Annotated in this window: 30 protein-coding genes; 11 read left to right on the top strand and 19 right to left on the bottom strand. The window is 57.4% G+C overall.

Annotated elements, in window-relative coordinates; all coding sequences use genetic code 11:
- Positions 1-19 precede the first annotated feature (19 nt).
- From ACR3FC_RS10670 to ACR3FC_RS10655, 4 genes are all read left to right on the top strand, one after another.
- Entirely contained in the window at positions 20-1,204 is a 1,185-nt protein-coding gene (locus ACR3FC_RS10670; RefSeq protein ID WP_480474803.1) for a glycine C-acetyltransferase, read from the top strand.
- A gap of 14 nt (positions 1,205-1,218) precedes the next feature.
- On the top strand, positions 1,219-2,247 hold the full coding sequence (gene tdh, locus ACR3FC_RS10665) for an L-threonine 3-dehydrogenase (RefSeq protein WP_480476882.1): 1,029 nt from the start codon (positions 1,219-1,221) through the stop codon (positions 2,245-2,247).
- Positions 2,248-2,311: 64 nt separating this feature from the next.
- Entirely contained in the window at positions 2,312-3,196 is an 885-nt protein-coding gene (locus ACR3FC_RS10660) for a tryptophan 2,3-dioxygenase (protein WP_480474802.1), read from the top strand.
- Positions 3,197-3,256: 60 nt separating this feature from the next.
- A complete protein-coding gene (locus tag ACR3FC_RS10655) occupies positions 3,257-4,027 on the top strand; it encodes an alpha/beta hydrolase (RefSeq protein WP_480474801.1) in 771 nt (256 codons plus the stop codon).
- Positions 4,028-4,093: 66 nt separating this feature from the next.
- On the opposite strand, the gene infB is transcribed toward ACR3FC_RS10655, so the two are convergent.
- From infB to pip, 6 genes are all read right to left on the bottom strand, one after another.
- A complete protein-coding gene (infB, locus tag ACR3FC_RS10650) occupies positions 4,094-6,580 on the bottom strand; it encodes a translation initiation factor IF-2 (RefSeq protein ID WP_480474800.1) in 2,487 nt (828 codons plus the stop codon).
- Between the two features lie 8 nt (positions 6,581-6,588).
- Entirely contained in the window at positions 6,589-7,212 is a 624-nt protein-coding gene (locus tag ACR3FC_RS10645) for an RNA-binding protein (protein WP_480474799.1), read from the bottom strand.
- Between the two features lie 22 nt (positions 7,213-7,234).
- Positions 7,235-8,854, bottom strand: coding sequence for a transcription termination factor NusA (gene nusA, locus ACR3FC_RS10640; protein ID WP_480474797.1), 1,620 nt, complete (start codon positions 8,852-8,854; stop codon positions 7,235-7,237).
- Positions 8,854-9,444, bottom strand: a complete 591-nt coding sequence (gene rimP, locus ACR3FC_RS10635) for a ribosome maturation factor RimP (protein WP_480474795.1) — start codon at positions 9,442-9,444, stop codon at positions 8,854-8,856. Before rimP ends, nusA begins: the two co-directional genes overlap by 1 nt.
- A 160-nt stretch (positions 9,445-9,604) precedes the next feature.
- A complete protein-coding gene (locus tag ACR3FC_RS10630) occupies positions 9,605-10,426 on the bottom strand; it encodes an ABC transporter substrate-binding protein (protein ID WP_480474793.1) in 822 nt (273 codons plus the stop codon).
- A complete protein-coding gene (gene pip, locus ACR3FC_RS10625) occupies positions 10,423-11,400 on the bottom strand; it encodes a prolyl aminopeptidase (RefSeq protein WP_480474792.1) in 978 nt (325 codons plus the stop codon). The genes ACR3FC_RS10630 and pip overlap by 4 nt, the downstream gene beginning before the upstream one ends.
- A 48-nt stretch (positions 11,401-11,448) precedes the next feature.
- On the opposite strand from pip, the gene ubiG reads away from it, so the two are divergent.
- The gene (gene ubiG / locus ACR3FC_RS10620; RefSeq protein WP_480474791.1) at positions 11,449-12,195 is read left to right on the top strand and encodes a bifunctional 2-polyprenyl-6-hydroxyphenol methylase/3-demethylubiquinol 3-O-methyltransferase UbiG; all 747 of its coding nucleotides are present in this window, start codon (positions 11,449-11,451) and stop codon (positions 12,193-12,195) included.
- Positions 12,196-12,231: 36 nt separating this feature from the next.
- Positions 12,232-12,726 (top strand): hypothetical protein, encoded by a 495-nt coding sequence (locus ACR3FC_RS10615; protein WP_480474790.1) that lies wholly within the window; start codon positions 12,232-12,234, stop codon positions 12,724-12,726.
- 23 nt (positions 12,727-12,749) lie between these two features.
- On the opposite strand, the gene ACR3FC_RS10610 is transcribed toward ACR3FC_RS10615, so the two are convergent.
- The 4 genes from ACR3FC_RS10610 to ACR3FC_RS10595 are packed head-to-tail and all read right to left on the bottom strand — an operon-like array spanning position 12,750 to position 15,093.
- Entirely contained in the window at positions 12,750-13,190 is a 441-nt protein-coding gene (locus ACR3FC_RS10610; RefSeq protein WP_480474789.1) for a MarR family winged helix-turn-helix transcriptional regulator, read from the bottom strand.
- Positions 13,191-13,202: 12 nt separating this feature from the next.
- Positions 13,203-14,033 (bottom strand): carbon-nitrogen hydrolase family protein, encoded by an 831-nt coding sequence (locus ACR3FC_RS10605; RefSeq protein ID WP_480474788.1) that lies wholly within the window; start codon positions 14,031-14,033, stop codon positions 13,203-13,205.
- Entirely contained in the window at positions 14,033-14,290 is a 258-nt protein-coding gene (gene grxC / locus ACR3FC_RS10600) for a glutaredoxin 3 (RefSeq protein WP_480474786.1), read from the bottom strand. The genes ACR3FC_RS10605 and grxC overlap by 1 nt, the downstream gene beginning before the upstream one ends.
- A gap of 38 nt (positions 14,291-14,328) precedes the next feature.
- Positions 14,329-15,093 (bottom strand): double zinc ribbon domain-containing protein, encoded by a 765-nt coding sequence (locus tag ACR3FC_RS10595; protein WP_480474784.1) that lies wholly within the window; start codon positions 15,091-15,093, stop codon positions 14,329-14,331.
- Here ACR3FC_RS10595 and ACR3FC_RS10590 point away from each other — a divergent pair.
- Together ACR3FC_RS10590 and hemH are read left to right on the top strand one after the other, a co-directional pair.
- On the top strand, positions 15,074-15,904 hold the full coding sequence (locus ACR3FC_RS10590; RefSeq protein WP_480474783.1) for a methyltransferase domain-containing protein: 831 nt from the start codon (positions 15,074-15,076) through the stop codon (positions 15,902-15,904). The genes ACR3FC_RS10595 and ACR3FC_RS10590 overlap by 20 nt on opposite strands.
- 57 nt (positions 15,905-15,961) lie before the next feature.
- Positions 15,962-17,011 carry a ferrochelatase gene (hemH, locus tag ACR3FC_RS10585; RefSeq protein WP_480474782.1) on the top strand — a complete coding sequence of 350 codons (1,050 nt, stop codon included), beginning with the start codon at positions 15,962-15,964 and terminating at the stop codon, positions 17,009-17,011.
- Positions 17,012-17,172: 161 nt separating this feature from the next.
- Here the strand turns inward: hemH and ACR3FC_RS10580 are convergent, their stop codons facing one another.
- Complete coding sequence (locus ACR3FC_RS10580; RefSeq protein ID WP_480474781.1) at positions 17,173-17,355, bottom strand: hypothetical protein; 183 nt, start codon at positions 17,353-17,355, stop codon at positions 17,173-17,175.
- Positions 17,356-17,494: 139 nt separating this feature from the next.
- Entirely contained in the window at positions 17,495-18,094 is a 600-nt protein-coding gene (locus ACR3FC_RS10575; RefSeq protein ID WP_480474779.1) for a L,D-transpeptidase, read from the bottom strand.
- A gap of 169 nt (positions 18,095-18,263) precedes the next feature.
- Between ACR3FC_RS10575 and dalA the strand changes: the two genes are divergently transcribed.
- Positions 18,264-18,779: a divisome-associated lipoprotein DalA gene (gene dalA, locus ACR3FC_RS10570; RefSeq protein WP_209507204.1), complete on the top strand. Its 516-nt coding sequence runs from the start codon at positions 18,264-18,266 to the stop codon at positions 18,777-18,779.
- A gap of 53 nt (positions 18,780-18,832) precedes the next feature.
- On the opposite strand, the gene ACR3FC_RS10565 is transcribed toward dalA, so the two are convergent.
- The 7 genes from ACR3FC_RS10565 to ACR3FC_RS10535 form a co-directional block, all read right to left on the bottom strand.
- Positions 18,833-19,297: a PTS sugar transporter subunit IIA gene (locus tag ACR3FC_RS10565; RefSeq protein ID WP_267363095.1), complete on the bottom strand. Its 465-nt coding sequence runs from the start codon at positions 19,295-19,297 to the stop codon at positions 18,833-18,835.
- Positions 19,298-19,354: 57 nt separating this feature from the next.
- Positions 19,355-19,918: a ribosome hibernation-promoting factor, HPF/YfiA family gene (gene hpf / locus ACR3FC_RS10560; protein ID WP_480474777.1), complete on the bottom strand. Its 564-nt coding sequence runs from the start codon at positions 19,916-19,918 to the stop codon at positions 19,355-19,357.
- A 252-nt stretch (positions 19,919-20,170) separates the two neighbouring features.
- Entirely contained in the window at positions 20,171-20,929 is a 759-nt protein-coding gene (lptB, locus tag ACR3FC_RS10555) for an LPS export ABC transporter ATP-binding protein (protein WP_480474775.1), read from the bottom strand.
- Positions 20,929-21,420 carry an LptA/OstA family protein gene (locus tag ACR3FC_RS10550; RefSeq protein WP_480474773.1) on the bottom strand — a complete coding sequence of 164 codons (492 nt, stop codon included), beginning with the start codon at positions 21,418-21,420 and terminating at the stop codon, positions 20,929-20,931. Before ACR3FC_RS10550 ends, lptB begins: the two co-directional genes overlap by 1 nt.
- A gap of 3 nt (positions 21,421-21,423) precedes the next feature.
- Positions 21,424-22,023, bottom strand: coding sequence for an LPS export ABC transporter periplasmic protein LptC (gene lptC, locus ACR3FC_RS10545; RefSeq protein ID WP_267363092.1), 600 nt, complete (start codon positions 22,021-22,023; stop codon positions 21,424-21,426).
- An 11-nt stretch (positions 22,024-22,034) separates the two neighbouring features.
- Positions 22,035-23,003, bottom strand: a complete 969-nt coding sequence (locus tag ACR3FC_RS10540) for a KpsF/GutQ family sugar-phosphate isomerase (RefSeq protein WP_480474771.1) — start codon at positions 23,001-23,003, stop codon at positions 22,035-22,037.
- A complete protein-coding gene (locus ACR3FC_RS10535) occupies positions 23,000-23,614 on the bottom strand; it encodes a ribonuclease D (protein WP_480474769.1) in 615 nt (204 codons plus the stop codon). The genes ACR3FC_RS10540 and ACR3FC_RS10535 overlap by 4 nt, the downstream gene beginning before the upstream one ends.
- A gap of 133 nt (positions 23,615-23,747) precedes the next feature.
- Between ACR3FC_RS10535 and ACR3FC_RS10530 the strand changes: the two genes are divergently transcribed.
- Both ACR3FC_RS10530 and ACR3FC_RS10525 read left to right on the top strand, forming a co-directional pair.
- A complete protein-coding gene (locus tag ACR3FC_RS10530; RefSeq protein ID WP_480474768.1) occupies positions 23,748-24,005 on the top strand; it encodes a metal-sensing transcriptional repressor in 258 nt (85 codons plus the stop codon).
- Between the two features lie 3 nt (positions 24,006-24,008).
- Entirely contained in the window at positions 24,009-25,328 is a 1,320-nt protein-coding gene (locus tag ACR3FC_RS10525; RefSeq protein ID WP_480474767.1) for an MFS transporter, read from the top strand.
- Positions 25,329-25,356 lie beyond the last annotated feature (28 nt).

Below are 25,356 nucleotides of genomic sequence, written 5' to 3'. Positions count from 1 at the left end.
CAGTTGAACGGAGGTCGCCATGGCAGATGCATTCCTGTCCCACATCACGGACACACTCGCGCAGATCGAATCCGAGGGGCTGTATAAGCGCGAACGAATGATCACCTCGCCTCAGGGCGGTGAGATTACGGTTGGCGGCAAACGGGTGATCAACCTGTGCGCCAACAACTATCTGGGTCTTGCGGATCACCCCTCGCTGATTGAGGCCGCAACAAATGCGATGGGTCCGAAAGGATTCGGTATGGCCTCGGTCCGGTTCATCTGCGGGACGCAGGATATTCACCGTGAACTGGAACAGCGGTTGGCCAAGTTCCTGAACAAGGACGACGCGATCCTGTTTGCGGCCTGTTTTGATGCCAATGGCGGGCTGTTCGAACCGTTGCTGGGGCCTGAAGATGCGATCATTTCGGACAGTCTGAACCACGCCTCGATCATTGACGGGGTGCGGCTGTGCAAGGCCAAGCGCTATCGCTATCTGAACAATGACATGAACGACCTGGAAGCGTGGCTGAAGCAAGCGCGCGAGGATGGCGCGCGTCACATCATGATCGCAACCGATGGCGTGTTCTCGATGGATGGCTATCTGGCCAACCTGCCGAAAATTCGCGAACTGGCTGACAAATACGACGCCATCGTGATGGTCGATGATTGCCATGCAACGGGCTTCATGGGGCCGCGCGGTGCAGGAACACCGGATCACTTTGGTGTTGATGTCGACATTCTGACTGGAACTTTGGGCAAGGCACTTGGGGGGGCAATCGGCGGCTACATCGCCGGGCCGCAGCCAGTGATCGACCTGCTGCGGCAGCGGGCGCGGCCCTATCTTTTCTCGAACTCGCTGCCGCCATCCATCGTCGCCGCAGGGATTGAGGCGATCCGCCTGGTCGAAGAAGGCGACATTCTACGCGCGCAGTTGTTCGGAAACGCAAAGTACTGGCGTGCCGGTTTGGAAAAGCTTGGCTTTGACGTTTTGCCCGGCGAACATCCGATCATCCCTGTCATGCTGGGCGACGCGACGCTGGCACAAGAGATGGCCACCAAGCTGTTTGACGAGGGCGTGTATGTCTCGGGCTTCTTCTTTCCTGTTGTTCCCCGCGGGCAGGCGCGGATCAGAACACAGATGAACGCCGCCCTGACGCGGGACGAACTGGACCGCGCTCTGGCGGCCTTTGGCAAAGTCGGCAAGGAACTGGGGGTGATCTGATGCGACCCAACACGATGAAAGCGCTGGAAAAGTCGAAACCCGAAGAGGGGTTGTGGATGGTACAGGCCCCGGTCCCGGAAATCGGGCCGGATGAGGTGCTGATCAAGATCAACAAGACCGGAATTTGCGGTACCGACATTCACATCTGGAACTGGGATGAGTGGGCCTCTCACACCGTTCCGGTTCCGATGATCACTGGTCATGAGTTCGCTGGGGAAATCGTTGAGATTGGGCGCAACGTAACCGGCCTGAACGTTGGGCAGCGCTGTTCCGGCGAAGGGCATCTGATCGGCACTGAAAGCCGTCAAAGCCGCGCAGGCAAGTTTCACCTCGACCCCGGCACGCGCGGGATCGGGGTGAATGAACAGGGCGCGTTTGCGCAATACCTGAAACTGCCTGCCTTCAATGTTGTTCCCCTACCGGATGATATCCCGGATGAGATCGGGGCAATCCTTGATCCGCTGGGCAATGCGGTACACACCGCGTTAAGCTTCGATCTTCTGGGCGAAGATGTCCTGATCACCGGCGCAGGACCCATTGGCATCATGGCCGCCGCCGTTGCCCGCCATGCAGGTGCCCGTAACGTGGTGATTACCGACATAAACGCTGAACGATTGAAACTCTCGGAACATGTCGTGCCGTCGGTGCGGACCGTTGATGTTTCCAAACAAGATTTGCACGATGTCATCGCACAGCTAGGAATGAAAGAAGGCTTTGATGTGGGGCTTGAAATGTCCGGCTCACAAGCCGCGCTTGACCAGATGGTCGAAGCGCTTGTGATGGGTGGGAAAATCGCCTTGCTGGGGATACCGCCGGGGAAATCTCCAGTCGACTGGTCGCGTATCGTTTTCAAGGCGATCACAATCAAGGGTGTCTATGGTCGCGAAATGTTCGAGACCTGGTACAAGATGATCGCCATGCTGCAAAATGGCTTGGATGTGTCCCGCGTGATCACGCATCGCTTTGCGGTTGATGATTTCGCGGATGGTTTTGCCGCGATGAAATCCGGCCTCTCAGGCAAGGTTGTCCTTGACTGGACCTAACCCGCTGGAAAGTTACGAACTCAACGCCTAGACAGGTGCAAGGATCGCACAACGGAGGCATGAGATGGGCGAGAACAAAGACGATCGTCTGTTGCAAAGAGGTGTCGAAGACACTCTGATCACTGATTTCGCCGAGACACATCGCAAAAGCTATGGAGATTTTCTGCAACTCAAAACGCTGCTGAATCTGCAAAAGACCTTTCAGGACCCTGCGCAGCCGGACGAGATGCTGTTCATTATTATCCATCAGGTCAGCGAACTGTGGCTGAAACTGATGCACCACCAACTGGTCGAGGTGCGCCGTTTTCTGCAACAGGATGAATTTGGCCCAGCCATGAAAAACCTCGACCGAATCAAGGCCATTCAACGGCAGTTGATTGCGGCTTGGGAAACCCTGCTGACCATGACGCCTGCCGACTATATGACGTTTCGGCAGGCTCTTGGCAGCTCGTCAGGGTTTCAGAGCTACGGGTATCGGCAGATCGAATTCATTCTCGGCAACAAGGATGCCTCAACACTGAAGGTCCATACGCATGACCCAGAGGTGATGGAGATGCTGAATGCCGCACTGACCAAACCGTCGCTTTATGACGAGGTGTTGCACATGTTGGCCCGCCAAGGGTTCGATGTGCCCAAAGATCTGATCGAACGCGATTACGCCCAACCCTATTCCGGCGATTCGCGCTTGGTGCAAATTTGGGTGGAGGTGTTTCGAAACACTGAAAAATACTGGGATCTTTATGCTTTGGCCGAAAAGCTGATGGATGTGGAAAGTTTGTTTCAACGCTGGCGCTTTGACCATGCCACCGCGGTTGAGCGCGTGATCGGGATGCAACCTGGCACTGGTGGCTCAAGCGGCGTGGCCTTTTTGCGAAAGGCGCTAGAGCTGCGGTTTTTCCACGACCTTTACGACGTGCGTACGGAATTGATGTATAGCGGGCAGAACTAAGACATGTTGTATCGAGGATTTTCGCAATCCGATCTGGAGCGGGAGTACTCTCCCAGCACAATGATCGGCGGCGACCTGAGCCCCTATCTTGCCAGTTATCAGGCGCTGAGTGCTCAGGCGCGGGCCGACTTTCCGGTACGGGAAAGTCTGGCTTATGGTGACAGCCCCCTTCAAGTTTTGGATTTCTTTCCCGCTCGCGATGACAAGGCACCCCTGCACGTCTTCATTCACGGCGGGTACTGGCAGGCGCTCAGCCAGAATGAGTCGTCTCTGATGGCGCCGGGGCTGTTGGAACACGGGCAAGCTTTTGCGACTGTGAACTACACGCTGGCACCCGATGCCCGGATTGGCGACATGATCGACGAGTGCCGTGACGCGTTGTTGTGGCTGGCGGCCCAGGCTGAGGAGTTGGAGTTCGACCCGTCGCGGATCACCCTGTCAGGTCACAGTGCAGGCGCGCATCTGGCGGCGATGGTGATGGCAACCTCATCAGACGCCCTTGCCAAAGCGGGGCTCCGGGTGCGGGATGTGCTTCTGATCAGCGGCATATACGACCTGGAACCGATCAGCCTGATGTCGGTGAACGATCCGCTGCAATTGACACCGGTCGAGGTCAACGATCTGTCACCCATCCGCAATCTGCCCCGGCCCGGTCCTCGATACCATGTTTCGGTCGCCGAACGGGATACGGATGAGTTCATTCGCCAAAGCCGTGACTATGCCGAAAGGCTGCGAAAGTCCGGACACTCTGTCAGCTTTATGCTCGCGCAAGGAATGCATCATTTCGATATCATCATGCATTCAGCTACGTTTCTGCCCCAAACAAAATAAGCGCCTCGACAAATGAAAACAGCGGCCTAAGGGGGTCGCTGTTTTTCGTTTTCAACTTATGCCGGGTTAGTCCAGCGTGCGGGTGACTTCTTCGCGCTCGAAGATTTCGATCACGTCGCCTGCGCGAATGTCATCGTAGTTCTCGAATGCCATACCGCATTCCTGACCCGACTGAACCTCGGCCACTTCGTCCTTGAAACGCTTCAGTGTTTTCAGCGTGCCTTCGTGAATCACCACGTTGTCGCGCAGCAGGCGGACACCGGCGGAACGGCGCGCCACACCTTCGGTAACCAGACAGCCGGCAACCTTGCCAACGCCGGTGACCTTAAAGACTTCGCGGATTTCGGCGTAACCGATGAACTTCTCGCGAATCTCGGCGCTCAACAGACCCGATGCGGCAGCTTTCACGTCGTCCACCAGATCGTAGATAACCGAGTAATAGCGAATCTCGACACCTTTCTGGTTTGCCGTGTTCCGGGCAGACGCATTGGCCCGCACGTTGAAACCCAGGATCGGAGCACCCGAGGCCTCGGCAAGACCGACATCGGTTTCGGTGATTGCACCCACGCCCGAATGCAATACGCGCACGCGTACCTCGTCGTTGCCGATCTTCTCCATCGCCTGAACGATGGCCTCAGCCGAGCCCTGCACGTCCGCTTTCATCAGAATCGGCAGTTCGGTGACGCTTTCGTCTTCCTTGGCCTTCTGCATCAGCTGCTCAAGGGTGGTAGCGGCACCGGCGGCAGCGCGTTTGTCCTTGGCGGCCTGCTCGCGGTAGGCGGCGATCTCGCGCGCCTGTGCTTCAGTCTCGGTCACGTTCAGAACGTCACCGGCTTCCGGTGTGCCATTGAGACCCAGAACCTCGACCGGAACCGAAGGACCCGCTTCCTGAACGCGTTCACCCTTGTCATTGATCAACGCACGGACCTTACCGTACTGCTCACCCACAACAAAGATATCGCCCTGACGCAGCGTGCCGTTCTGAACCAGAACGGTCGCGACCGGACCACGGCCCACATCCAGCTGCGCCTCGATCACGGCACCCTGGGCTGCGCGATCAGGGTTGGCTTTCAGTTCCAGAATCTCGGCCTGCAATGCGATGGCTTCCAGCAGCTCGTCCAGACCCTGACCGGTGATGGCGGACACTTCTACGTCCTGAACCTCACCCGACATTTTCTCGACGATCACCTCGTGTTGCAACAGATCGGTGCGCACCTTGTCCGGATTTGCATCATGCTTGTCGATCTTGTTGATCGCCACGATCATCGGCACCTTGGCTGCCTTCGCGTGATTGATCGCCTCGATTGTCTGCGGCATGACCGCGTCATCGGCAGCGACAACCAGAACCACGATATCGGTCACCTGAGCACCGCGCGAGCGCATCGAGGTAAACGCCGCGTGGCCGGGTGTATCCAGGAATGTCAGCGTCGATCCACCATCGGTTTTCACCTGATAGGCGCCGATATGCTGGGTGATGCCACCGGCCTCACCAGCCACAACGCGCGCATCGCGGATTGCATCCAGCAGCGATGTTTTCCCATGGTCGACGTGACCCATGATGGTGATGACGGGCGGACGAGGCTTCAGATCGGCTTCGCTGTCTTCGACCTCTTTGATGACGTCCTCAACATCCGAATCAGAGACGCGTGTGACCTTATGGCCAAACTCTTCGATGATCAGCTCGGCAGTATCAGCGTCGATGGTCTGGTTCTGCGTGACCATCATACCCATCTGCATCAATGATTTGACCACGTCAGCCACACGTTCGGCCATACGGTTGGCCAGTTCCGAGACCATGATCGCCTCAGGCAGTTGTACGTCGCGGATCACCTTTTCACGCTCGACCGAACCGCCCATGGCTTTCTGACGGGCGCGTTCCTGCTTGCGCTTCATCGCTGCCATCGACCGCTGGCGGCTGCCTTCGTCACCAGTGGCCTGACCCAGTGTCAGCTTGCCTGAACGACGGTTGTCTTCGCGGCCCTTGCCACGACCGCGCTGTTCGCGTTCGCGATCCTGCTTGCGAGGCGCGGCTGCAGGCGCAGGTTTGCTGGCCGGGCTACGTGCAGCTTTGGCTTCTTCAGGGGCCGGTGAAGCGACAGCAGCAACAGCAGCACGCTTGGCTTCTTCTTCAGCCTCCACGCGCTTGCGCTCTTCGTCTTCGGCTTTCTGACGGGCGCGCTCTTCGGCTTCACGCTGCTCGCGCTCTTTCGCTTCCTGTTCCGCACGGCGGCGCACACGTTCTTCTTCGCGTGCCTTTTCAGCGGCTTCGCGTTCAGCGGCCTCTTCGATCTCGCGGGCCTTGGCAGCCTGCAAAGCTTTCATACGGCGCGCCATTTCCGCGTCGGAAATACCTGCGGGACGACGCGACGGATCACCCGAAGGGGCGGCACCGCCACCCGGCTTTGCCGCGCCCGGCTTGGGGACCACCACGCGCTTGCGTTTGGTTTCCACCACGACATTCTTGGTGCGTCCGTGGCTGAAACTCTGTTTCACATTTCCGGGGCGTGCCCCGCCACGAAGACCCAATGTCTTTTTGCCGTCACTATCGCTCATAAAGCTTCTTACCCTTCCGCGCGGCCCTTGCCGCCGTCATCCGTTTCGCGCAAGCCACGCAGGCGCTGCGCTTCCTCTACAACACGTTTGGCGAGTCCGCCAGAGGCCAAGGCCGCATGAATCACCGTTTGGCGCCCAAATGCTTGCCCTAATTCGTCTGCCGTCAGCCAACCGATGTATTTTCCTAAGTGCGGCGTACTGAGCTTCGACTTGCCGCGCCCCGATCCATCAGTGGCCTGAATCAGCACCTGAGCCTCTTCCCGGTCCAGCCACGACTTGACCTTTTCATACCCGGCAACCGCGTCGCCGGACTTGCGCGCCAGACTGAGCAACTCAATCACACGGCGCGCGATCTGTTTTTCAACCTCTGCCGTCAGGTCCTGAGGCACGGTCACCTGTGCCTTGAACCCCCGCGCAAACAGTTTCTTGCCAATGGCCTTGTCCAGCGCGGCACGATCCGCCGCCACATAAACGCCCCGCCCCGGCAACTTTGCCGCGACATCCGGAAAGACCTGACCGTCCGGCCCCGTCACAAAGCGGATCAAGCCATATTTAGGCTGAACCTCGCCTGTGGCGATGCACTTGCGTTCGGGTCCGTCAGACCGATCCTTATGGACGCCACCGCGACCCATACGCGCCACCCGAGACCTGAGATCAGGCCTCGACCTCCTCGTCTGCTGCGTCGCCGTCGATGTCTTCTTCCGCCTGCTCCAGCTCGGCCGGATCAACCCAACCCAACAGGATACGCGCAGTCATGACCATGTCTTGTGCTTCTTCGAGCGTGACGCCAAAGGGCTCCAGAACGCCATCATCCTTGACGCGTTCACCGTCAACTGTGGTCCAGCCACCGGCCAGTTCCCAGTCTGCACAGGTTGCGAAGTCTTCCAGCGTCTTCACATCGTCCTTGGCCAGAGCCTCTACCATCTGGGGTGTCAGGCCTTCGAATTCAATGAGGCTATCCTCGGCACCCAGTGCGCGCGCGGCATCCAGAGCGGCTTTGGCCTGGGCTTCCAGGAATTCACGCGCCCGGGTCTGAAGTTCCTGCGCGGTGCCTTCATCGACGCCGTCAATGACCAGAAGTTCATCAATCTCGACATAGGCAACTTCTTCGAGATTGGTGAAGCCTTCGGACACCAGCAGCTGCGCAAAGAATTCGTCCAGATCCAGACTGTCCATGAACAGCTTGGTACGAGATTCGAATTCCTTCTGACGGCGTGCTGATTCTTCAGCTTCGGTCATGATGTCGATGTCCAGGCCGGTCAGTTGGCTTGCCAGACGCACGTTCTGACCGCGACGACCGATTGCAAGAGACAGTTGCTCTTCAGGAACCACAACCTCGATCTTGCCTGCTTCTTCGTCCAGAACAACCTTCGAAACCTCGGCAGGTTGCAACGCGTTCACCAGGAAGGTCGGTTGGTCTTCGTTCCACGGGATGATGTCAATCTTCTCACCCTGTAGTTCGTTCACAACGGCCTGTACGCGGCTGCCGCGCATACCAACGCAGGCGCCAACGGGATCAATCGAGCCGTCATAGGAAATTACGGCGATCTTGGCGCGTGAACCTGGGTCACGGGCCACGGCCTTGACCTCGATGATACCGTCATAGATTTCCGGTACTTCCATCTTGAACAGCTCGGCCATGAATTCCGGAGCGGTACGCGACAGGAAGATCTGGTGGCCACGCACTTCGCGGCGGACTTCCTTGATATACGCGCGCACACGATCATTCGGGCGATAGCTTTCGCGCCCAATCTTGTCGTTGCGGCGCAGAACGGCCTCGGCACCGCCCAGATCGACGATAACATTGCCGAATTCTTCGCGCTTGACGGCACCGTTGATGATGGTGCCCGCACGATCCTTGAATTCCTCATACTGACGATCACGCTCGGCTTCGCGGACTTTTTGCAGGATCACTTGCTTGGCGGACTGCGCCGCGATCCGGCCCATTTCGACCGGCGGTACTTCTTCAACAAAAACGTCACCGACCTGCGGGTCTTCCATGTACTGTTTGGCCTGTTCGACGGTGAATTCGGCCTGATAGTTCTCAAGCTCGTCATCCTCGACCACGGTGCGCACACGGGTGAATGTCGCCTTGCCGGTCTTGCGGTCGATCGACACGCGAATGTCCATCTCGGCACCGTAGCGGCTCTTGGCAGCGCGGGCGAGCGATTCCTCCATCGCTTCGACAACCAGACCGGGGTCGATCATCTTTTCGCGGGCCACGGCCTCGGCAGTCTGCAGCAGCTCCAGCTGGTTGGCTGAGGTAATTGCCATCAGTTCGTCTCCTCTTCGGACCCTTCGGTCTCAATCTCGTCGAAAGCTTTTTCGTTCAGGGCGCCTGCATCTTTGCGCTGGCGCAGCATTTCTTTGATCAGATCATCGGTCAGGACCAGCTTGGCATCACTCAGCCAGTCGAATTGCAGGCCGATTGTGATCGTCTCGGACCCTTCGGGAATATTGATCAGAACCTCTTCCCCTTCGATCCCGGCCAGTTCCCCTTTGAACCGGCGGCGGCCATCGATCAGTTCAGAGGTTTCGATCTTGGCCTCATACCCCTCAAAAGTCTCAAAATCCTTGAGGCGCGTCAGGGGGCGGTCGATACCGGGGCTGGACACCTCAAGCGTATAGGCGTCGAGGATCGGGTCCTCCACATCCAGGGTGGCGCTGACCGCATTCGAAATCTCGGCGCAGTCATCCACTTCGATGCCGCCTTCAGGTTTGTCAGCCATGATTTGCAGCGTGGTCTGCTTGCCACTCATCAGCCGGACACGGACCAGCTCATACCCCAGGTCTTCGATCACCGGGGTGATGATCTCGGCAAGTCGCCGGTCGATGGCAGCTTTGGCTATTAGGTCGTTTGTCATCAGGTTCTCTACCCTGTCAATCGGGCACAAAAAAACGGGCGCGCGGCCCGTCGAATTTTCCGGTGGAGCCTTGGACCGAAAGTCCAACGCGCCGCTGTTGAAACTGCATATACGCAGGATGATCCGAGTCTGCAACCCCCGACAGAAGTGTTACCCGGAATTACACGATCCACCACCGTTCAGCGATACGACCGTCGTCCAGAACCGTGCGTCCGGCAATCTGCCGCGGCAATCCCACCGTCCCAGAAACGGCCAGTGCCATATCGGTCTCGGAAGGATGGAAGCGAAGACCGCGCGTACTGCGGATCTCGGACGGATCTGGGAAAGCCGCAATATCGACGTAGCCATCGCGCAATGCCTCGGCGCGGACACAGGCATCGGGAATAACGATCACTTCGAATGCATCGACCCAACCGGCCTGACCGTCCTTGTAATGTCCCGAAACACGGCGACCCAGGAAATGTCGCCCGTCTTCGGCGCGCTCGACACGGTAGCAACCCGTACCGTTGGCCCTGTGTAGCGGCGTGACGCCTTCGCCATTGCGGGCAATGACAAAACGACTTTCCGCCAAAAGGAATGGAAGGCCCGGATTTGCCTCGGCCAGTTCCAGCCGCAAACGGTTGGCGGTCAATGCCTCGGTATACCCGACTTCGGCCAACACGGTAGCAACGTCTGAGATGTCCAAAGGCGCGCCGTCGTGGAACACCGCATCATTGCGCAGATCAAAGCTCCAGACCTTCGCATCGGCGTCGGTTTGCCAGCCCGTCGCAAGCTCGCCCCGCAAAGTGCCATCCGGGGCAATCTCGGTCAGCGTGTCGAAAACCGCACCGCGTGCCACCTGCTCAAGACTGTCGTCGCGCGGCACGGCCAATCGCAACGTGCCGCCCTTCTCTGGCCTGTCCGCCAGGGATGCGCCAGTCGCGGCAAGCAGCGCGGCTGCGGCACCCGAAGCAAACAAGGCACGCCGGTCGATGCGTGTCACGCCAAACCCTCCGCCACGCGATCCATGATCCGGATCAGTTCTGCGCTGATCCCGGGTTCAGAAAGCGCATGACCGGCCTGACGTACCATCTTAATCTCGGCATTCGGCCAGCGTTCGCTTAGCGACCAGGCGGCCTGCGGCGGGCAAATCATGTCGTATCGCCCCTGCACGATGTGACCCGGGATATGAGCGATCCGGTCCATTTGATCTAGGATCTGCCCATCCTTTTCCAGAAAAACCTTATTGTAGAAATAGTGATTCTCGAGCCGCGCAAATGTACGGGCGTATTCGCCGGGACTTTCGCCCACTGATCCGTTCGTATGGATCGATGCCAGCGCATTTTCCCAGTGCGACCATGCCCGCGCATACAGGGTCTCGGTCGCGCGGTCCCCCGAGAACAGGCGTTTGTTATAGGCGGTGATGGTGTCCTTCAGCTCGGCCTCGGGCAAAAGCGCGGTGAATTTCTGCCACTGCTCCGGCCAGAAACGCCCCACTCCGCCGCCATAAAACCAGTCAAGTTCAGCCTGAGTTGCCAGAAACACGCCCCGCAGCACCAAACGGCTGACCCTGTCGGGATGCGACTGCGCGTAGATCAAGGCAAGGGTCGCGCCCCAGCTGCCGCCAAAAGCTATCCATTCATCAATCTCGAGCAGGTCGCGCAACCGTTCAATGTCGGCCACCAAATGCCATGTCGTGTTGTTTTCAACCGAAGCCGTGGGGCGAGACCGGCCACACCCACGCTGATCAAATAGAATCACCCGGTAGACACGCGGATCAAAGTAGCGGCGCATTGCAGGGCTGCAACCGCCACCCGGACCGCCATGCAGGATCAGCACCGGTATGCCTTCGGGATTACCGCATTGTTCCACATAGATACGGTGCCCGTCGCCCATATCGACCATACGCTGGTCGAACGGGTCGATCGGCGGGTACAGATATTGAACTGCGCGCTTTTGGTCCGGGTACTTGTCCATTATGGCCCTATATAGTCCTTAAGCGTAAAAGAGCATACGGAGACAGGAATGCAAGCGCATCCGAACACGGTGGATCCATCCGAGATCGCAAAATTCGAAGCGATGGCGGCGGAATGGTGGGATCCTCATGGGAAATTCAAACCCTTGCACATGCTGAATCCTTGCCGTTTGGATTATATCACACAGCAGATCGCCGGTGAATTCGACCGCGATCTGAAAGTGCGGAAACCGTTCGAAGGTCTGCGCCTGTTGGATATCGGTTGTGGCGGTGGTCTGCTGAGCGAACCGATGGCGCGTCTGGGGGCCGAGGTCGTCGGGGCCGATGCCGCCGGAGGTAACCTGCCTGTTGCGCGTATCCATGCCGAGCAGTCCGGTTTGCAGATCGACTATCGCCACACCACAGCCGAAGACATGGCCGCCGCGGGTGAGCAGTTCGACGTGGTCCTGAACATGGAAGTGGTCGAGCATGTGGCCGACCCGGCGGGTTTCCTGACCGCCTCGCAGCAGTTGCTCAGGCCCGGCGGGCTGCTGATCTGCTCAACCATCAACCGCAACCCGAAATCTTATGCGATGGCTATTTTCGGGGCCGAGGTGGTAATGCGCTGGCTGCCGCGCGGCACGCATGATTGGAACAAGTTCATCACCCCTGACGAGTTGTTCGACCTGCTGCGCCAAGCGGGGGTCGAGCCGGTGGACCGCAAGGGTTTCGTGTTCAACCCGATCCTGTGGAGCTGGTCGATTTCGGACCGGGATTTAAGCGTGAACTATGTGACGGCAAGTGTGAAACCGGGGTAAAGGTAGTCACGACAACCAAATTAGGAAAACCTGTCGATGTGGGGCAAAAGATTTTTTGATGTTCCGGTCTATCGCTTGAAAGAAGAAAAGTACCAGCAACAATTGAGCGCGAAGATTGATCGCGACATGAGAGAAATTGTAGGATCAGACATTCCTGAAGACATCCTTTCGCGGAATCGCAAAATGCGAGTCGAACATCAACGGCTGAAGTACGGAACGTGGGATTTCAACGAAATCATCGGCTACATCCGGCTTTATTTTCGCGGGTCACAAGTTCTTGGTGAATATTTTAGCGCTGAAAAGAAACGTGCGGTCTTAACCAGACGGAAAGTCTTTTTGTACAAGACTTATAAACTCGCCGCAGATCTCAACATTCCCGCGAACGCAACAAACGAAGAAGTGTTTAGCTTCATCAAGGAGTATCTAGAGCGATGCAAAAAGGAACTGAGGAAAGATAGATTTATCGACACAACATTCTTGGAACAGATTGGGCCACACGTCGATTGGAACACGCTTCGGCAAGAAGACTAAAATCACGGCCGTGATCTTGCGTCTCAACCTTGCTCCAACTGCAACCGCAAATCCCGCAGCACCGGCAGTGTCGAACGAACACGGTCGTCCCCCAACTCTCCGACCACGCGGTTGATCAACGGGGCAATCGAGGAAATCGCCTGATCCCGCGCGCGTTTACCGGCGGGGCTGATCGCCACCATCTTGCGGCGGGCATCGTCCCAATCGGGTCGGATGTGGATGTATCCGGCCCATTCCAGCTTGGCCAAGGTGTTGGTCATCGCGCCGCGGGTGACGTGGAACGTGTTGGCCAGCTGCGCCGGGCTGCGCTCATCCGCGACAAAAGCCAGGTGGTTCAGAACCGAGAAATGCGAGATTTCCATGCCCTTGGGCAGCACGCGGCTAAGCCGGTTCCGCAATAGCTGGTCGGCGGTCAGGATCTCGCTGAACAGCGTGACCGCAAGGGCATTGGTGTCGTCTGTCATTGTTCCGTTCTGTCAGGGTCCGTCGAAGGATCGGCGGTGGTGCAGTGAAGGGACACGTCGGCGTGCCTCAGTTACAGAACTATCATCCAAATCGAAAATGTGAATGCCTGGATCGGTCCCTGCGTCGATCAGCACCTTTCCCCACGGGTCGACGACCATGCTGTGACCGTGAGTATAACGTGTTTTGCTACCGGTTTTCGGGTGTTCCCCTGTCTGGGCCGGGGCCAGCACCCAACACCCGGTTTCGATTGCGCGTGCGCGCAGCAAGGCTTCCCAATGCGCGGCGCCCGTGACCGGTGAGAACGCAGCCGGGACGGTCAGAATGCGCGCGCCCGCCTGCGCCAGCGCCGCGTGCAAGTATGGAAAGCGGATATCGTAACAGATTGTCAGACCAACCTTGCCGAAATCCGTTTCGGCGATGACCGCTTTTTCGCCAGGGCGGTAGTTTTTTGATTCGCGGAACGTCTCGGTCTCGGTGACCTGCACATCGAACATATGGATCTTGTCATACCGCGCCACGATCTGACCTTGCGGTCCGATCATAAAGCAGCGGTTGGCAAAACGACCGTCATTGTCATGAGTCTTGAGCCCCAACGAGCCGATCAGAAGCCATACACCCAGATCAGCAGCCTGTTCGCGCAGGCCCGCCAAGGTGATGTCATCTTCTTCATGTTGTAAAACCGCGTGCTGCCGTGTGGTGCTGGTCGAAACGCAATTCGTAACCTCTGGCGTCAGAACAAAGCGGGCACCCTGTTCTGCCGCTTCAGCCATCAGGCCTCGTACCATCCCGAGGTTTTCAGCCGGATCGTCCGACGAGGTGATTTGCAGCAGCGCGGTTTTCATCAGGCCGCAAGCAGACGGTCAAGCTTGCCCTGACGCTCCAACTCGTACAAATCATCGCAACCGCCGACATGCGTGGTGCCGATGAAAATCTGCGGGACCGTGCGTTTGCCTCCGGCACGTTGAATCATTTCAGGTTTGCGTTTGGGGTGCATCAGCACGTCGATTTCCTTGAACTCAACACCTTTCTGCTTCAGAAGGCGTTTGGCTGCATGACAATACCCGCACAGTGGCGATGTATAGATCTCTACCGACTTCATTTTCCGTTCCCTTCGGATTTCGCGCAATCTTGGGCGAATTAGGCATTCTTAGCAACGCGCGCCAGAGCCAACACAAAAATATGATTTGCCCCCGCCGCCTGACAGACCCGAGTGCATGCGGCCAGTGTTGCCCCGGACGTCATCACGTCGTCTACCAGCAAGACGTTCCGGCCAGTTAGATGGCGGGCATTTCGGGGTTGAAGGCATATCGCGTCTTCCAAGATCTGTGCCCGCTCGGCTGCTGTTTTGCCGTCCAGCACCGGCGTCTTTTTTTTGCGAATCAACAAATCGGGCACGCATTTCAATCCTGTCTCACGCCCCAGGTTCTGCGCCAAGAGAGCTGACTGGTTGTATCGCCTTTTGAGCAAGCGTGACCAATGCAGAGGAACCGGAGCAATCACCATACCCGCTCGCAGCAATGGGCGCCCTGCCTGCGCCATCCACTGCGCGGCAGGGCGGGCCAGTTCGGGCTGATCACCATGTTTCAACGCCAGGATCAGTGACCGAGCCTTGCCGTCATACAAAAGCGCGGCGCGGCCTGCCCTCCAGGGGCGCGCGGTCTTCAGGCAATCATCGCACTCGGTCCGAAACTCGTCCTGCCCTCCGATCAGGGGCAGACCGCAACTTTCACAGACCGTGCCGCCAATGAATGGCGTTTCCCGCCAGCACGGGCCACACAGGCCAAAATCGGACTCGGTCAGGTCGCCGCACCCCATGCAACGTGGTGGATAAATCAGCGCAAGTGCGGTTTGAATCCGTTGCGCGATACGATACTTGCCAGTTATGAAACTGCCCGAACCCACTGCACCCTCACTTTTTGACCGTGCCGCCATTCTGCGTCATCGCAACCGCGTGCAGGATGACGCCCTTTTTCTGCACCGCGTCGCGATGGACGAGGTTCAGGATCGGCTCTCCATGGTTAACAAAACCTTTACGGCGGCAGCGATCGTGACGGCCTACCCACAGCTTTGGACGGACGCTTTTCCCGAAGCCTCGATCGTTGCGGATAACGACGTGCTGGCACTGCAACCCGGCGCACATGATCTGGTGATCCACGCCATGACACTGCATTGTGCAAACGATCCGGTAGGTCAGTTGATCCAATGCCACCGCGCGCTTAAGCCCGATGGGTTGTTGCTGATTGTTTGTCTGGGCGGCGAAACGCTGCACGAATTGCGCGCGGCATTGGGTCAGGCCGAGATTGACGTTACCGGTGGCCTCAGCCCCCGCATCGCTCCAATGGCCGAGCTGCGGGACATGGGCGGTTTGTTGCAGCGGGCCGGTCTGGCCTTGCCCGTCGCAGACTCGGTGACACTCACGGCTGAGTACCGTGACATCTGGCACCTGATGCACGATCTGCGGAATATGGGTGAGGCCAATGCGTTATCCGCGCGCCTGAAACACCCGACCAAACGCGCAGTATTTGAAACCGCGCAAAACGTCTACGCGACTCATTTCACCACGGGGTCCGGGCGCCTGGCAGCCACGTTCGAACTGATCTGCCTGACGGGATGGGCCCCCCACGACAGTCAACCAAAGCCACTGCGTCCCGGGTCGGCGCAAACACGTTTGGCTGACGCCTTGCGCACCGACGAGGGCAAACTGCCCGATTGACGCGCGACCAAATCCCCTTATTTCAGGCCCTAACGCAAGAAATTCAGGAAGCCACATATGTTTGATGCCACGCGACCCGCTCATGCTCCTACGGATCACCCCAAGATCAGGATGGGGCGCGTCGGCATATTGCTGGCCAATCTGGGCACGCCGGACGATTACACCTATTGGCCGATGCGTCGGTATCTGAATGAGTTTTTGTCGGATCAGCGCGTCATCGATTATCCGAAGTGGAGATGGCAGCCGATTCTGCAGGCGATCATCCTGACTAAACGGCCATTCAGTTCCGGCGAGGCATACAAATCAATCTGGAATCAGGAAAAGGGCGAAAGCCCGCTGATGACCATCACCAAGGACCAGGCTGCCAAGCTGAGCCAGGCCATGCACGCACGATACGGTGATCAGGTCATGGTCGATTTCTGTATGCGTTACGGCAACCCGTCGACCAAATCCAAAGTGCGCGAGATGGTAGCGGCAGGGTGCGATCGCATCTTGTTCTTTCCGCTTTACCCTCAATACGCTGGCGCAACGACGGCCACCGCCAACGACCAGTTCTTTCGCGCGCTGATGGACGAAGCCTGGCAGCCCGCCACGCGAACCGTTCCGGCCTATTTCGATGAACCTATTTATATCGATGCGCTGGCACAGTCAGTTGAACGTGCATACGAGGCTATGGAAACAAAACCCGACATTCTGGTCTGCTCATATCATGGGATGCCCGAGCGGTATTTGCAGCAGGGCGATCCCTATCACTGTCAGTGTGCTAAAACGACGAGGCTGTTAAAGGAGCGATTGGGCTGGACGGATGATCAATTGGTATCGACCTTCCAGTCGCGCTTTGGCCCCGAAGAATGGTTGAAACCTTACACTGTGGATCACGTGGCCGACCTGGCGAAGCTAGGCAAAAAGAACATTGCTGTTATTGCCCCGGCGTTTTCTGCGGACTGCATCGAAACGCTGGAAGAGATTAACGAAGAAATCAAAGAGAGCTTCGAAGAAGCAGGCGGCGAGACGTTTACCTATATTCCATGCCTTAACGATGACGGCGCCCATATCGCGGCACTTGGAAAGGTGATCGAAGACAATCTGCGCGGGTGGCTGGCGTAAAGCGTTTCCAGAACACAAGCCGCATTTCTCATGAGAACGTCAGGCTCGGCTTGATACTGGCGCGTCAGTATCCCTTCGGCGCGCAACAGGCTTGAAGACCTGTTGGAATTAAAAAAGGCGGTGGATTGCTCCACCGCCTTTTTCATGAATTCCGTGTCGGATTAGCTTGCAGCAACAGCAGCAGCAACAACGACCAGCAGGATCAGCGGCAGCAGAATGCCCTGCGACGAACCCTGAGTTTCTTCAACAACAACAGGTGCTTCAACAACCGGCTCATTCAGGTTGCCAGCATATGCAGTCGAAGCTGCTGCAGTCAGAGCTGCGGCGAGAACGAGTTTCTTCATATTAACCTCCAGAATTTGCACGGTTCCAATATCCGGAGCCGCACATCTAAGACTTACCTCGTAGTTTTTTCTAATCAGCATTAGAGCGGGAATGCAATTGCAACTTGACCTGTAAGCGGCTTCGCACATGAAAATGTCGTCATATTAGCAACACTTGCGTGCCAACCTTTGCCATCGAAAACAGCTCGGCGATGTCTTCGTTGAAAAGGCCGATACATCCATTCGACGATCTGCGACCAATTTTACGCGTATCATGGGTGCCGTGAATGCGATAATACTTCCAGCTCAGATATAAAGCGTGCGTTCCCAATGGGTTATCAGGACCCGGAGGAATATAGTCCGGCCATTCCGGATTTCGCTTTTTCATCGACGGCGTCGGAGACCAGCTCGGGCCTTCGACCTTGCGGATCACACTGGTGCGCCCGCGCCGGGTAAGGTCTTCGGTCAGCGGAACCGACGACGGGTACAATTTGTACACCGATTGATCATCCGACCAATAATGCAGCGCTCTTGAGACGGTATCGACCAATATGGCGCCATTTCTGGTGTTCGAGAAATACGGTTGCCAATCCAATGCCCGGAACCCGGATACGTTGCGGCGAACCGCTGGTTCGCTCTCGGGCGCGGGACGTAGCGGGTCGCCTGGGATATATTGCGCCAGTGCAGGTGTCGCCAGAGTGGCGGTAGCCCCTGCTAGAAATCCCCTGCGGGTAGGCGAAAGAATGCGCTTTTTGACCATGACAACGGGTCCTGTGTTTTGGTGAAGTCTGAAATCAGAGGCATTCTATGGCCAGAATGCTTCAGTCGCAAACCAAACCGGCAGAATCACGCAAGTTGTGGCCATTGCGCGTTTGCTCAGAACAAGCAGGCACGCTATGCCCTGTTGTGATACAATAATCAGGTCGAACATGACGCGCATCGTTTCTTTACTGTTGATTTGCTTTGTCGCGCTTGCGGCATGTACCAACACTGGCTCAACCACCCTGGGGTCTGATGGTCGCCCATTGCCGACCGTATATAAGATCCGCGGCAATCCGGAAAAGCTGCAGTTCCGCATGCTAGATTCGGTCAATGCCTTGCGTCAGGCCCAGGGATTGCAGCCCGTACAGCTGAACGCGCAGCTGAACGCAGCGGCGGCGACTCATTCGAAGGATATGTCGCGGCAGAACCGGCCCTGGCACTTTGGTTCAGACGGTTCATCACCGATCGACCGGGCAGCGCGTGTTGGCTATTTCGGCACGTTTCTGGGGGAAGCCATTTCCGAAACTTATGAGACCGAGACTGAAACGCTTGCCGCCTGGATGCAGGAACCCGGACCGAGGGCTGTCATAATGGACGCCAAAGCCACCCAAATGGGATTCGCCTGGCATCAGGAAGGCGGTGGTAAAATCTGGTGGACGCTGGAAATGGGAACCGGCGGCTGATCCGGCCAAACGGAAAGAAAAAAGCCCCCGGTTTTCGGGGGCTTTTTTGTTAATCAGGCGGCTTGCATAGACTGCGCCTCAGTCAGGATCGCATAGAGCTTTACCGGATCAGGGTTCGCCCGGAGCTTGGTGCAAACCGAAGTATCCCGCAATGTGCGAGACACCAGTGCCAGAGCTTTGAGGTGATCAACGCCCGCCTCTTCCGGTGCAAACAACGCGAAGGCAATGTCCACAGGCTGGCGATCAACCGAACCGAAATCGATCGGCTTCTCAAGCATGACAAAAACACCTGAAACCGAATCAAGATCGGGCAGGCGCGCATGTGGCAACGCCACACCATGGCCGACACCGGTCGGTCCAAGGCTTTCCCGCTCCAGCAGGAAATCAACCGCTTCCTGAGGATCGATACCCAGCGTCGCCGCGGCGACGTCACCGATTTCCTGAAACAGCCGCTTCTTGCTGGAAGCCGCGGACAAAACACGCACCGCTTCGGGCTTCAGTATGCTCGAAAGCTCCATGATCACGCTCCATGGCACGCACCCGCATCAGCGGGCGCGGCCCCGTATCCTTGCCTGTTACGGATCAATCCAGCCGATATTACCGTCATCGCGACGATAAACGACATTCAATCCGTCCTTGTTTTCATTTCTGAACACCAGTACTGGCGCACCGGCAAGTTCCATTTGCATAACGGCCTCTCCGACGCTCAAAGATGGGATTTTTGTTTCCATCTCGGCCACAATCATTGGCTGAAGCGATTCGGGTTCATCGGCCGACTCCGATTCGTTAGAAGCGAGGATATAAGAGGACGCCCCAAAGAGTTCAACCGGTTCGACCCGATCCTTGTGGTGGTCCTTCAGGCGACGCTTGTAACGACGCAACTGTTTTTCCATTTTATCACAGCATGCCTCAAATGCCGCGTAGATCTCGGTTGCATGGGCTTTGGCCTGAGCCGTCAGGCCAGTGGACAGGTGCACTGTTGTCTCGCATACATATTCATGCGCCGAACGGGAAAAGACGACGTTTGCATCCGTAGGCCGCTGCGCATATTTGCCCACGACCTCATTCAGTTCGGTCTGCACGTGTGTCTGTAACGCCGCACCGATGTCGATCTGTTTTCCGCTGATTTGGTAACGCATGTGATCTCCTTCACAATTCACACCCATTCTGACGCCGCGAAACGCGACGAGCTTGTTTTTATCGGGTGGGGGGTCGAGACATTTTCCGCGGTTGCCTTGTTTCCAGCCCTTCGAAGAAGGGACATCGAGATCCAGACTGGAGCCGGGTAAATGCCATAAGCCAATTGAGGCAAGAGACGAGGGAAGAGTCAATCAAAACAGATGTGTATATACGCGATTTCCGCCATGCAATTGGCACAACTCCGCGCAAGATTATGAAATGCGGAAATTCTCGCCCAGATAGACGCGGCGCACATTCTCGTTTTCGACAACCTCATCAGGTGTGCCGGACATCAAAACCTGACCGTCATGCAGGATATAGGCCCGGTCGACAATTTCCAGCGTTTCCCTGACGTTGTGATCGGTAATCAGCACACCAATACCGCGTTTTTTCAGATCCGCGACCAGATGGCGAATATCCCCGACACTGATCGGGTCAACGCCTGCAAACGGTTCATCCAGCAGCAGGTATTTGGGGTCTGCGGCCAAACAGCGCGCGATCTCGACCCGGCGGCGCTCGCCGCCTGACAACGCTAATGCCGGGGCCCGGCGCAAGTGTTCGATCGAGAAGTCCGACAGCAGCTCTTCCAAACGCTCTTTGCGCTTATGCGCATGAGAGACCGTGATATCCAGAACGGCAGCAATGTTGTCCTCGACGCTCATGCCGCGAAAGATCGACATCTCCTGCGGTAGATAGCCGATCCCCATCCGCGCCCGCCGGTACATCGGCAAAGTAGTCACATTCTGGCCGTCTATCGTGACTTTTCCCGCCTCGGGGAATACAAGTCCCGCAACTGAATAAAACGTTGTGGTCTTACCTGACCCGTTCGGCCCCAGCAGCGCTACCACTTCGGACCGGCCCAACGTCATCGAGACATCGCGGATCACCGTCTTTTTTTTGTAGGACTTCCGCAGTTTTTCGATGCGCAGCCCGGAACTGCCCTCGGTCAGTTTCAGGTCGGGACGCGCCATCAGTTGTTTCCCTGCTGCAAGATCGTTTTGACCCGCCCGGTCATGGTCGCAGTGCCCGTAGTCAGGTTGGCGTTCATCTGATCGCCACTGATGATGCTGGGGCCCTGTGTCAGCAGGACATTGCCCTTCATGACAATCTCACCCGAACCGATCTTGTATTCAGCCCAGTCGCCTTCCGCTGCATCCGGCGGGCTGACCAGAACCACATTCTCGGTCGCTTCCATTCGCTCGATCGCCGAGCGTTCCTGATTGTAGATAACCAGCACACGTTCGGCTGTCAGGCGCATGTCACCCTGCACGACGATAACGTTCCCAATGAACTCGGCCGATCCGTCCTCTTGATTGACGTTCAGGGTTTCCGATGTCACCTCGACCGGTAGGCTCGGATCGGCATTCGCGGACCCAAAAGCCACCTGCGCCTCTTGCGCAGTCACGGGCGCGGCGCCCGCGATCAAGGCGAGGCACAAAGGAACAAATCGAAAATCGAACACAAGTTATCTTTCTGCTTTTTCAGGCTCGTATACCAGCTTCACACCATCTGTAAAAACAATATGGACCGGCCCGTCCGTTTTTTCAGTGCCAAAGGTCATACGCCCCGCGGAAAAGTTACCGATCGGACCGGTTCCGTTCACCTGCCCCGGCGTATCGCCCCGGACTTCGTCCAACGAGGTATTGAGCAGATCCGTCGTAACCTTGAGCCCATCCGCCGTGGTGATGACCACGTCACCAACAAAGGTAGCTGTTCCACTATCCGGACGGATCAGGCCGGAATTCGAATCCAGCGTAATTGTGCCGCCATTGAGCAGCCCAAATCGGCCGCGAAACTCGGACGCGGTCGGAACCGACGCCTCGGTGCCCTGCGTGGCTTGCACCGCCTCGATATGCACGGTCTCTCCCTTGCGGGTCGTTCCGCGGTAATCCGGCCGCGTTACCACCTGTTGTGCCAGTCTCTCATCAATGTCTTTCTGCGCGAAAGGCACGGAAACGTTTGTTTCGATGCTGCGGGACAGCAGGAATACCGTGGACAACATCACAATAGCCGCAAGCGGCAACAGCACCTTCAGGAACTGCACCATGCGGGAATATCTGTCCACTTCAGCCTCCCTCAGCCCAGACCGACGCGCAGGCAATCGTGGATGTGAAGCAGCCCCAAAGCCTGACCTGATGTCGCCTCGTCAACCACGAAGAGCGAGGTGATCTTACGGTCATTCATGATTGCTACCGCTTCTTCCGCCAACGCACCCGGGGATATGGTTGTGGGGTTGGGGGTCATGACCTGCTCGGTCGTTTTGTTCAGCAGCCCATCCATGTGGCGCCGCAAGTCACCGTCTGTAATGATCCCGGCCAACTGACCCTGCGGGTCCGTTACACCAGCAACACCAAACCCCTTCTGGCTGATTTCGATCAGCGCATCGCTCATCGGAGTATGCGCCGCAACCAGAGGCAGGGCCTCTCCGACATGCATCAAATCCTGTACCGTACTCAATTGCGCACCCAGTTTGCCGCCGGGATGGAAGGCGCGGAAATCCTCGGGTCGGAAATCGCGGTATTTCATAAGGGCAATCGCCAATGCATCGCCCATGGCAAGGGTCAGCGTCGTGGAAATCGACGGCACCATACCATAGCCACAAGCCTCGCCCATCGACGGGATCAGAAGATGTACGTCGGCCTGTTTCATCAATGTGCTGTCAGGTTTGCTGGACAATCCGATCAGCGGAATGCCAAAGCGGCGCGTAAAGGCCAGCAGATTAGCAAGTTCCGGTGCCTCTCCCGAATTCGAGATCGCGAGAACCACATCACCTTTGGAGACCATGCCCAAATCCCCATGGCTGGCCTCTGCCGGATGCACGAAATAGGCAGGCGTTCCGGTGCTGGCCAGCGTGGCCGCAATCTTGTGACCTATGTGGCCTGACTTGCCGATACCGCTGATGATGATGCGCCCGGTGGCCTGAAGGATCAGTTGCACCGCTTCGGCAAAATGCTTGTCCAAACTGTCGGCAAGGACGTCCAGCGCGCGGGCTTCGTCTATGACCACCTGACGGGCGGTTCTCAGGAATGCTTCGGTATCGGTCATGAGTGCGCAAAGATATCCGTTTCGGGCCAACCGGCAAGGTCCAGTTTCGCACGCATCGGCAGGAAGTCAAAACAGGCCTGCGCCATTTCAGTCCGGTCCTCGCGAACCAGACGAATGTTTAGCGCATCGCGCAGCTGATGCAGATAGAGTACGTCTGACGCAGCATAATCCAATTGAGCGTCTGTAAGTGAGACTGCGCCCCAGTCGCTCATCTGTTGCTGTTTGGAAATATCGACACCGATGAGTTCCTGACACAGGTTCTTGAGCCCGTGCCGGTCGGTATAGGTCCGCACCAGGCGGCTGGCGATCTTGGTGCAATAGACCGGCGCGGCCAGAGCACCAAAGGTATGGTACAGGGCGGCGATGTCGAAGCGCCCGAAATGGAACAGCTTCAGTACGTCAGGGTTTTCCAGCATGGCACATAGGTTCGGCGCCTCTGTCTGGCCTTTTTCCACCTGCACGATATGGCTGTTGCCGTCTCCACCCGACATCTGAATCACACACAAGCGGTCACGATGTGGGTTCAGACCCATGGTTTCACAGTCAATGGCCACAACGGGGCCCAGATCCAACCCGTCCGGCAGGTCGTTTTTGTACAAATGGTTCGCCACCCGATTATTCCTTTGTGCGATATCGCCTCCGAGATAGGCGGTTTGGTCCATAAACTCAACGCCGTCCAAAAGTCACGGGCAGATCCCCGCAACAGGATTGACAATATCCTCATGGGGGGGATAGGGATACATCATGACAAATTTACCCCGCGAGTCGCATCCGCATATCACGGCAAGGCTGAAACGGGCCCACGGGCATCTGGCAAAGGTCATTGCCATGCTTGAAGGTCAGGCGCCCTGTTCAGACATCGCCCAACAGCTGTTTGCCGTTGAAAAAGCGGTCACCAACGCCAAGCGCGCCTTGATCCATGATCACATCGACCATTGCCTGTCTTCTGATGGCGATAGCGGCGGGATCGAGGATTTTAAAGCCATCACGAAATACCTCTGAACCATGCTGAGCATTCTAAAAAACCGGACCTACCGCCACCTGTTTGCCGCCCAAATCGTCGCCCTGACCGGAACCGGGCTGGCCACAGTCGCGCTTGGGCTGCTGGCCTTTGATCTGGCCGGAGACGCTGCTGGCCTTGTGCTGGGCACCGCGCTGACAATCAAGATGGTGGCCTATGTCACCGTGGCCCCCCTGGCCGCCGCTTTTGCCGAACGGCTGGACCGTCGGAAAATGCTGGTTTTTCTGGACCTGATCCGCGCCGCAGTCGCCGTATGCCTGCCTTTCGTGACCGAGGTCTGGCAAATCTATGTGCTGATCTTCGTGCTCCAATCCGCCTCGGCCGGGTTCACGCCCGCCTTTCAGGCGACGATCCCGGACGTCTTACCAGATGAAAACGAGTATACCCGCGCTTTGTCTCTGTCACGTCTGGCCTACGACATGGAAAGCCTGCTGAGCCCGATGTTTGCCGCGGCACTTCTGTTGCTGGTCAGCTTCAACAGCCTGTTCTGGGGCACAGCGCTGGGGTTTGTTGCCTCGGCATTTCTGGTTGTCTCGGTCGCCCTGCCCTCGCCCAAGCCCAGCAAACCACGCGGAATCTATGACCGCACTACACGCGGAATTCGCATCTACCTGAAAACGCCCCGGCTGCGTGGGCTGCTTGCACTCAATTGGAGCGCGGCAGCGCTGAGTTCGATGGTGATCGTCAACACAGTGGTCATCGTGCGGGCCACGCTTGGCCTGTCCGAAAGCGCCGTGGCCATTGCACTGGCCGGATTTGGGGGCGGGTCGATGCTTGCGGCGTTCACTCTGCCCCGCCTGCTGGATCGGATCGAGGATCGCAAGGTTATGCTGTCCGGAGCCATTCTTGCGTCGGGCGCTATGGCCGTCGCCTCGGTTCTGACCGCGACGATCCCGCTTACGCTGGGTGTCCTTGCCGTTTTTTGGGCCTTTACCGGCTTTGGGTATTCTACAACCCTTACGCCTTCGGGTCGTTTGTTGACCCGTTCGGCCCATCCTGAAGACCGCCCCGCTGTCTTTGCTGCACAGTTTACTCTGTCGCATGGCTGCTGGTTGGTGCTTTATCCGCTGGCTGGGTGGATAATGACCGTCTATGGACCGACTGTCGCGCTCGGCAGTATGTCTATTCTGTCCATGACGGGTGTGATTGTAGCAGTCAGCCTTTGGCCGCGTGACGATCAGGAACCGGTTGTTCACAATCACCCCGATCTGCCGACCGATCATCCGCATCTGGCCGGGGTAGGCCCGCACGCGCACCCGATCATTATCGATGATCTGCACCCACGCATGCCGCGTGAGCCTTGAGAAAGGGCGTCAATCTGATCTAAACCCG

This window comes from Ruegeria sp. AF3, assembly GCF_056536285.1.
The sequence above is the reverse complement of the archived record's forward strand: the minus strand, read 5'-3'. Positions and strand labels throughout refer to the sequence as shown.

Coding starts and splice junctions, on each gene's coding strand:
- ACR3FC_RS10670 (WP_480474803.1), top strand. CDS start 20: ATGGCAGATGCATTCCTGTCCCACATCACGGACACACTCGCGCAGATC.
- tdh (WP_480476882.1), top strand. CDS start 1,219: ATGAAAGCGCTGGAAAAGTCGAAACCCGAAGAGGGGTTGTGGATGGTA.
- ACR3FC_RS10660 (WP_480474802.1), top strand. CDS start 2,312: ATGGGCGAGAACAAAGACGATCGTCTGTTGCAAAGAGGTGTCGAAGAC.
- ACR3FC_RS10655 (WP_480474801.1), top strand. CDS start 3,257: ATGATCGGCGGCGACCTGAGCCCCTATCTTGCCAGTTATCAGGCGCTG.
- infB (WP_480474800.1), bottom strand. CDS start 6,580: ATGAGCGATAGTGACGGCAAAAAGACATTGGGTCTTCGTGGCGGGGCA.
- ACR3FC_RS10645 (WP_480474799.1), bottom strand. CDS start 7,212: ATGGGTCGCGGTGGCGTCCATAAGGATCGGTCTGACGGACCCGAACGC.
- nusA (WP_480474797.1), bottom strand. CDS start 8,854: ATGGCAATTACCTCAGCCAACCAGCTGGAGCTGCTGCAGACTGCCGAG.
- rimP (WP_480474795.1), bottom strand. CDS start 9,444: ATGACAAACGACCTAATAGCCAAAGCTGCCATCGACCGGCGACTTGCC.
- pip (WP_480474792.1), bottom strand. CDS start 11,400: ATGGACAAGTACCCGGACCAAAAGCGCGCAGTTCAATATCTGTACCCG.
- ubiG (WP_480474791.1), top strand. CDS start 11,449: ATGCAAGCGCATCCGAACACGGTGGATCCATCCGAGATCGCAAAATTC.
- ACR3FC_RS10615 (WP_480474790.1), top strand. CDS start 12,232: ATGTGGGGCAAAAGATTTTTTGATGTTCCGGTCTATCGCTTGAAAGAA.
- ACR3FC_RS10610 (WP_480474789.1), bottom strand. CDS start 13,190: ATGACAGACGACACCAATGCCCTTGCGGTCACGCTGTTCAGCGAGATC.
- ACR3FC_RS10605 (WP_480474788.1), bottom strand. CDS start 14,033: ATGAAAACCGCGCTGCTGCAAATCACCTCGTCGGACGATCCGGCTGAA.
- grxC (WP_480474786.1), bottom strand. CDS start 14,290: ATGAAGTCGGTAGAGATCTATACATCGCCACTGTGCGGGTATTGTCAT.
- ACR3FC_RS10590 (WP_480474783.1), top strand. CDS start 15,074: ATGAAACTGCCCGAACCCACTGCACCCTCACTTTTTGACCGTGCCGCC.
- hemH (WP_480474782.1), top strand. CDS start 15,962: ATGTTTGATGCCACGCGACCCGCTCATGCTCCTACGGATCACCCCAAG.
- ACR3FC_RS10580 (WP_480474781.1), bottom strand. CDS start 17,355: ATGAAGAAACTCGTTCTCGCCGCAGCTCTGACTGCAGCAGCTTCGACT.
- ACR3FC_RS10575 (WP_480474779.1), bottom strand. CDS start 18,094: ATGGTCAAAAAGCGCATTCTTTCGCCTACCCGCAGGGGATTTCTAGCA.
- dalA (WP_209507204.1), top strand. CDS start 18,264: ATGACGCGCATCGTTTCTTTACTGTTGATTTGCTTTGTCGCGCTTGCG.
- ACR3FC_RS10565 (WP_267363095.1), bottom strand. CDS start 19,297: ATGGAGCTTTCGAGCATACTGAAGCCCGAAGCGGTGCGTGTTTTGTCC.
- hpf (WP_480474777.1), bottom strand. CDS start 19,918: ATGCGTTACCAAATCAGCGGAAAACAGATCGACATCGGTGCGGCGTTA.
- lptB (WP_480474775.1), bottom strand. CDS start 20,929: ATGGCGCGTCCCGACCTGAAACTGACCGAGGGCAGTTCCGGGCTGCGC.
- ACR3FC_RS10540 (WP_480474771.1), bottom strand. CDS start 23,003: ATGACCGATACCGAAGCATTCCTGAGAACCGCCCGTCAGGTGGTCATA.
- ACR3FC_RS10530 (WP_480474768.1), top strand. CDS start 23,748: ATGACAAATTTACCCCGCGAGTCGCATCCGCATATCACGGCAAGGCTG.
- ACR3FC_RS10525 (WP_480474767.1), top strand. CDS start 24,009: ATGCTGAGCATTCTAAAAAACCGGACCTACCGCCACCTGTTTGCCGCC.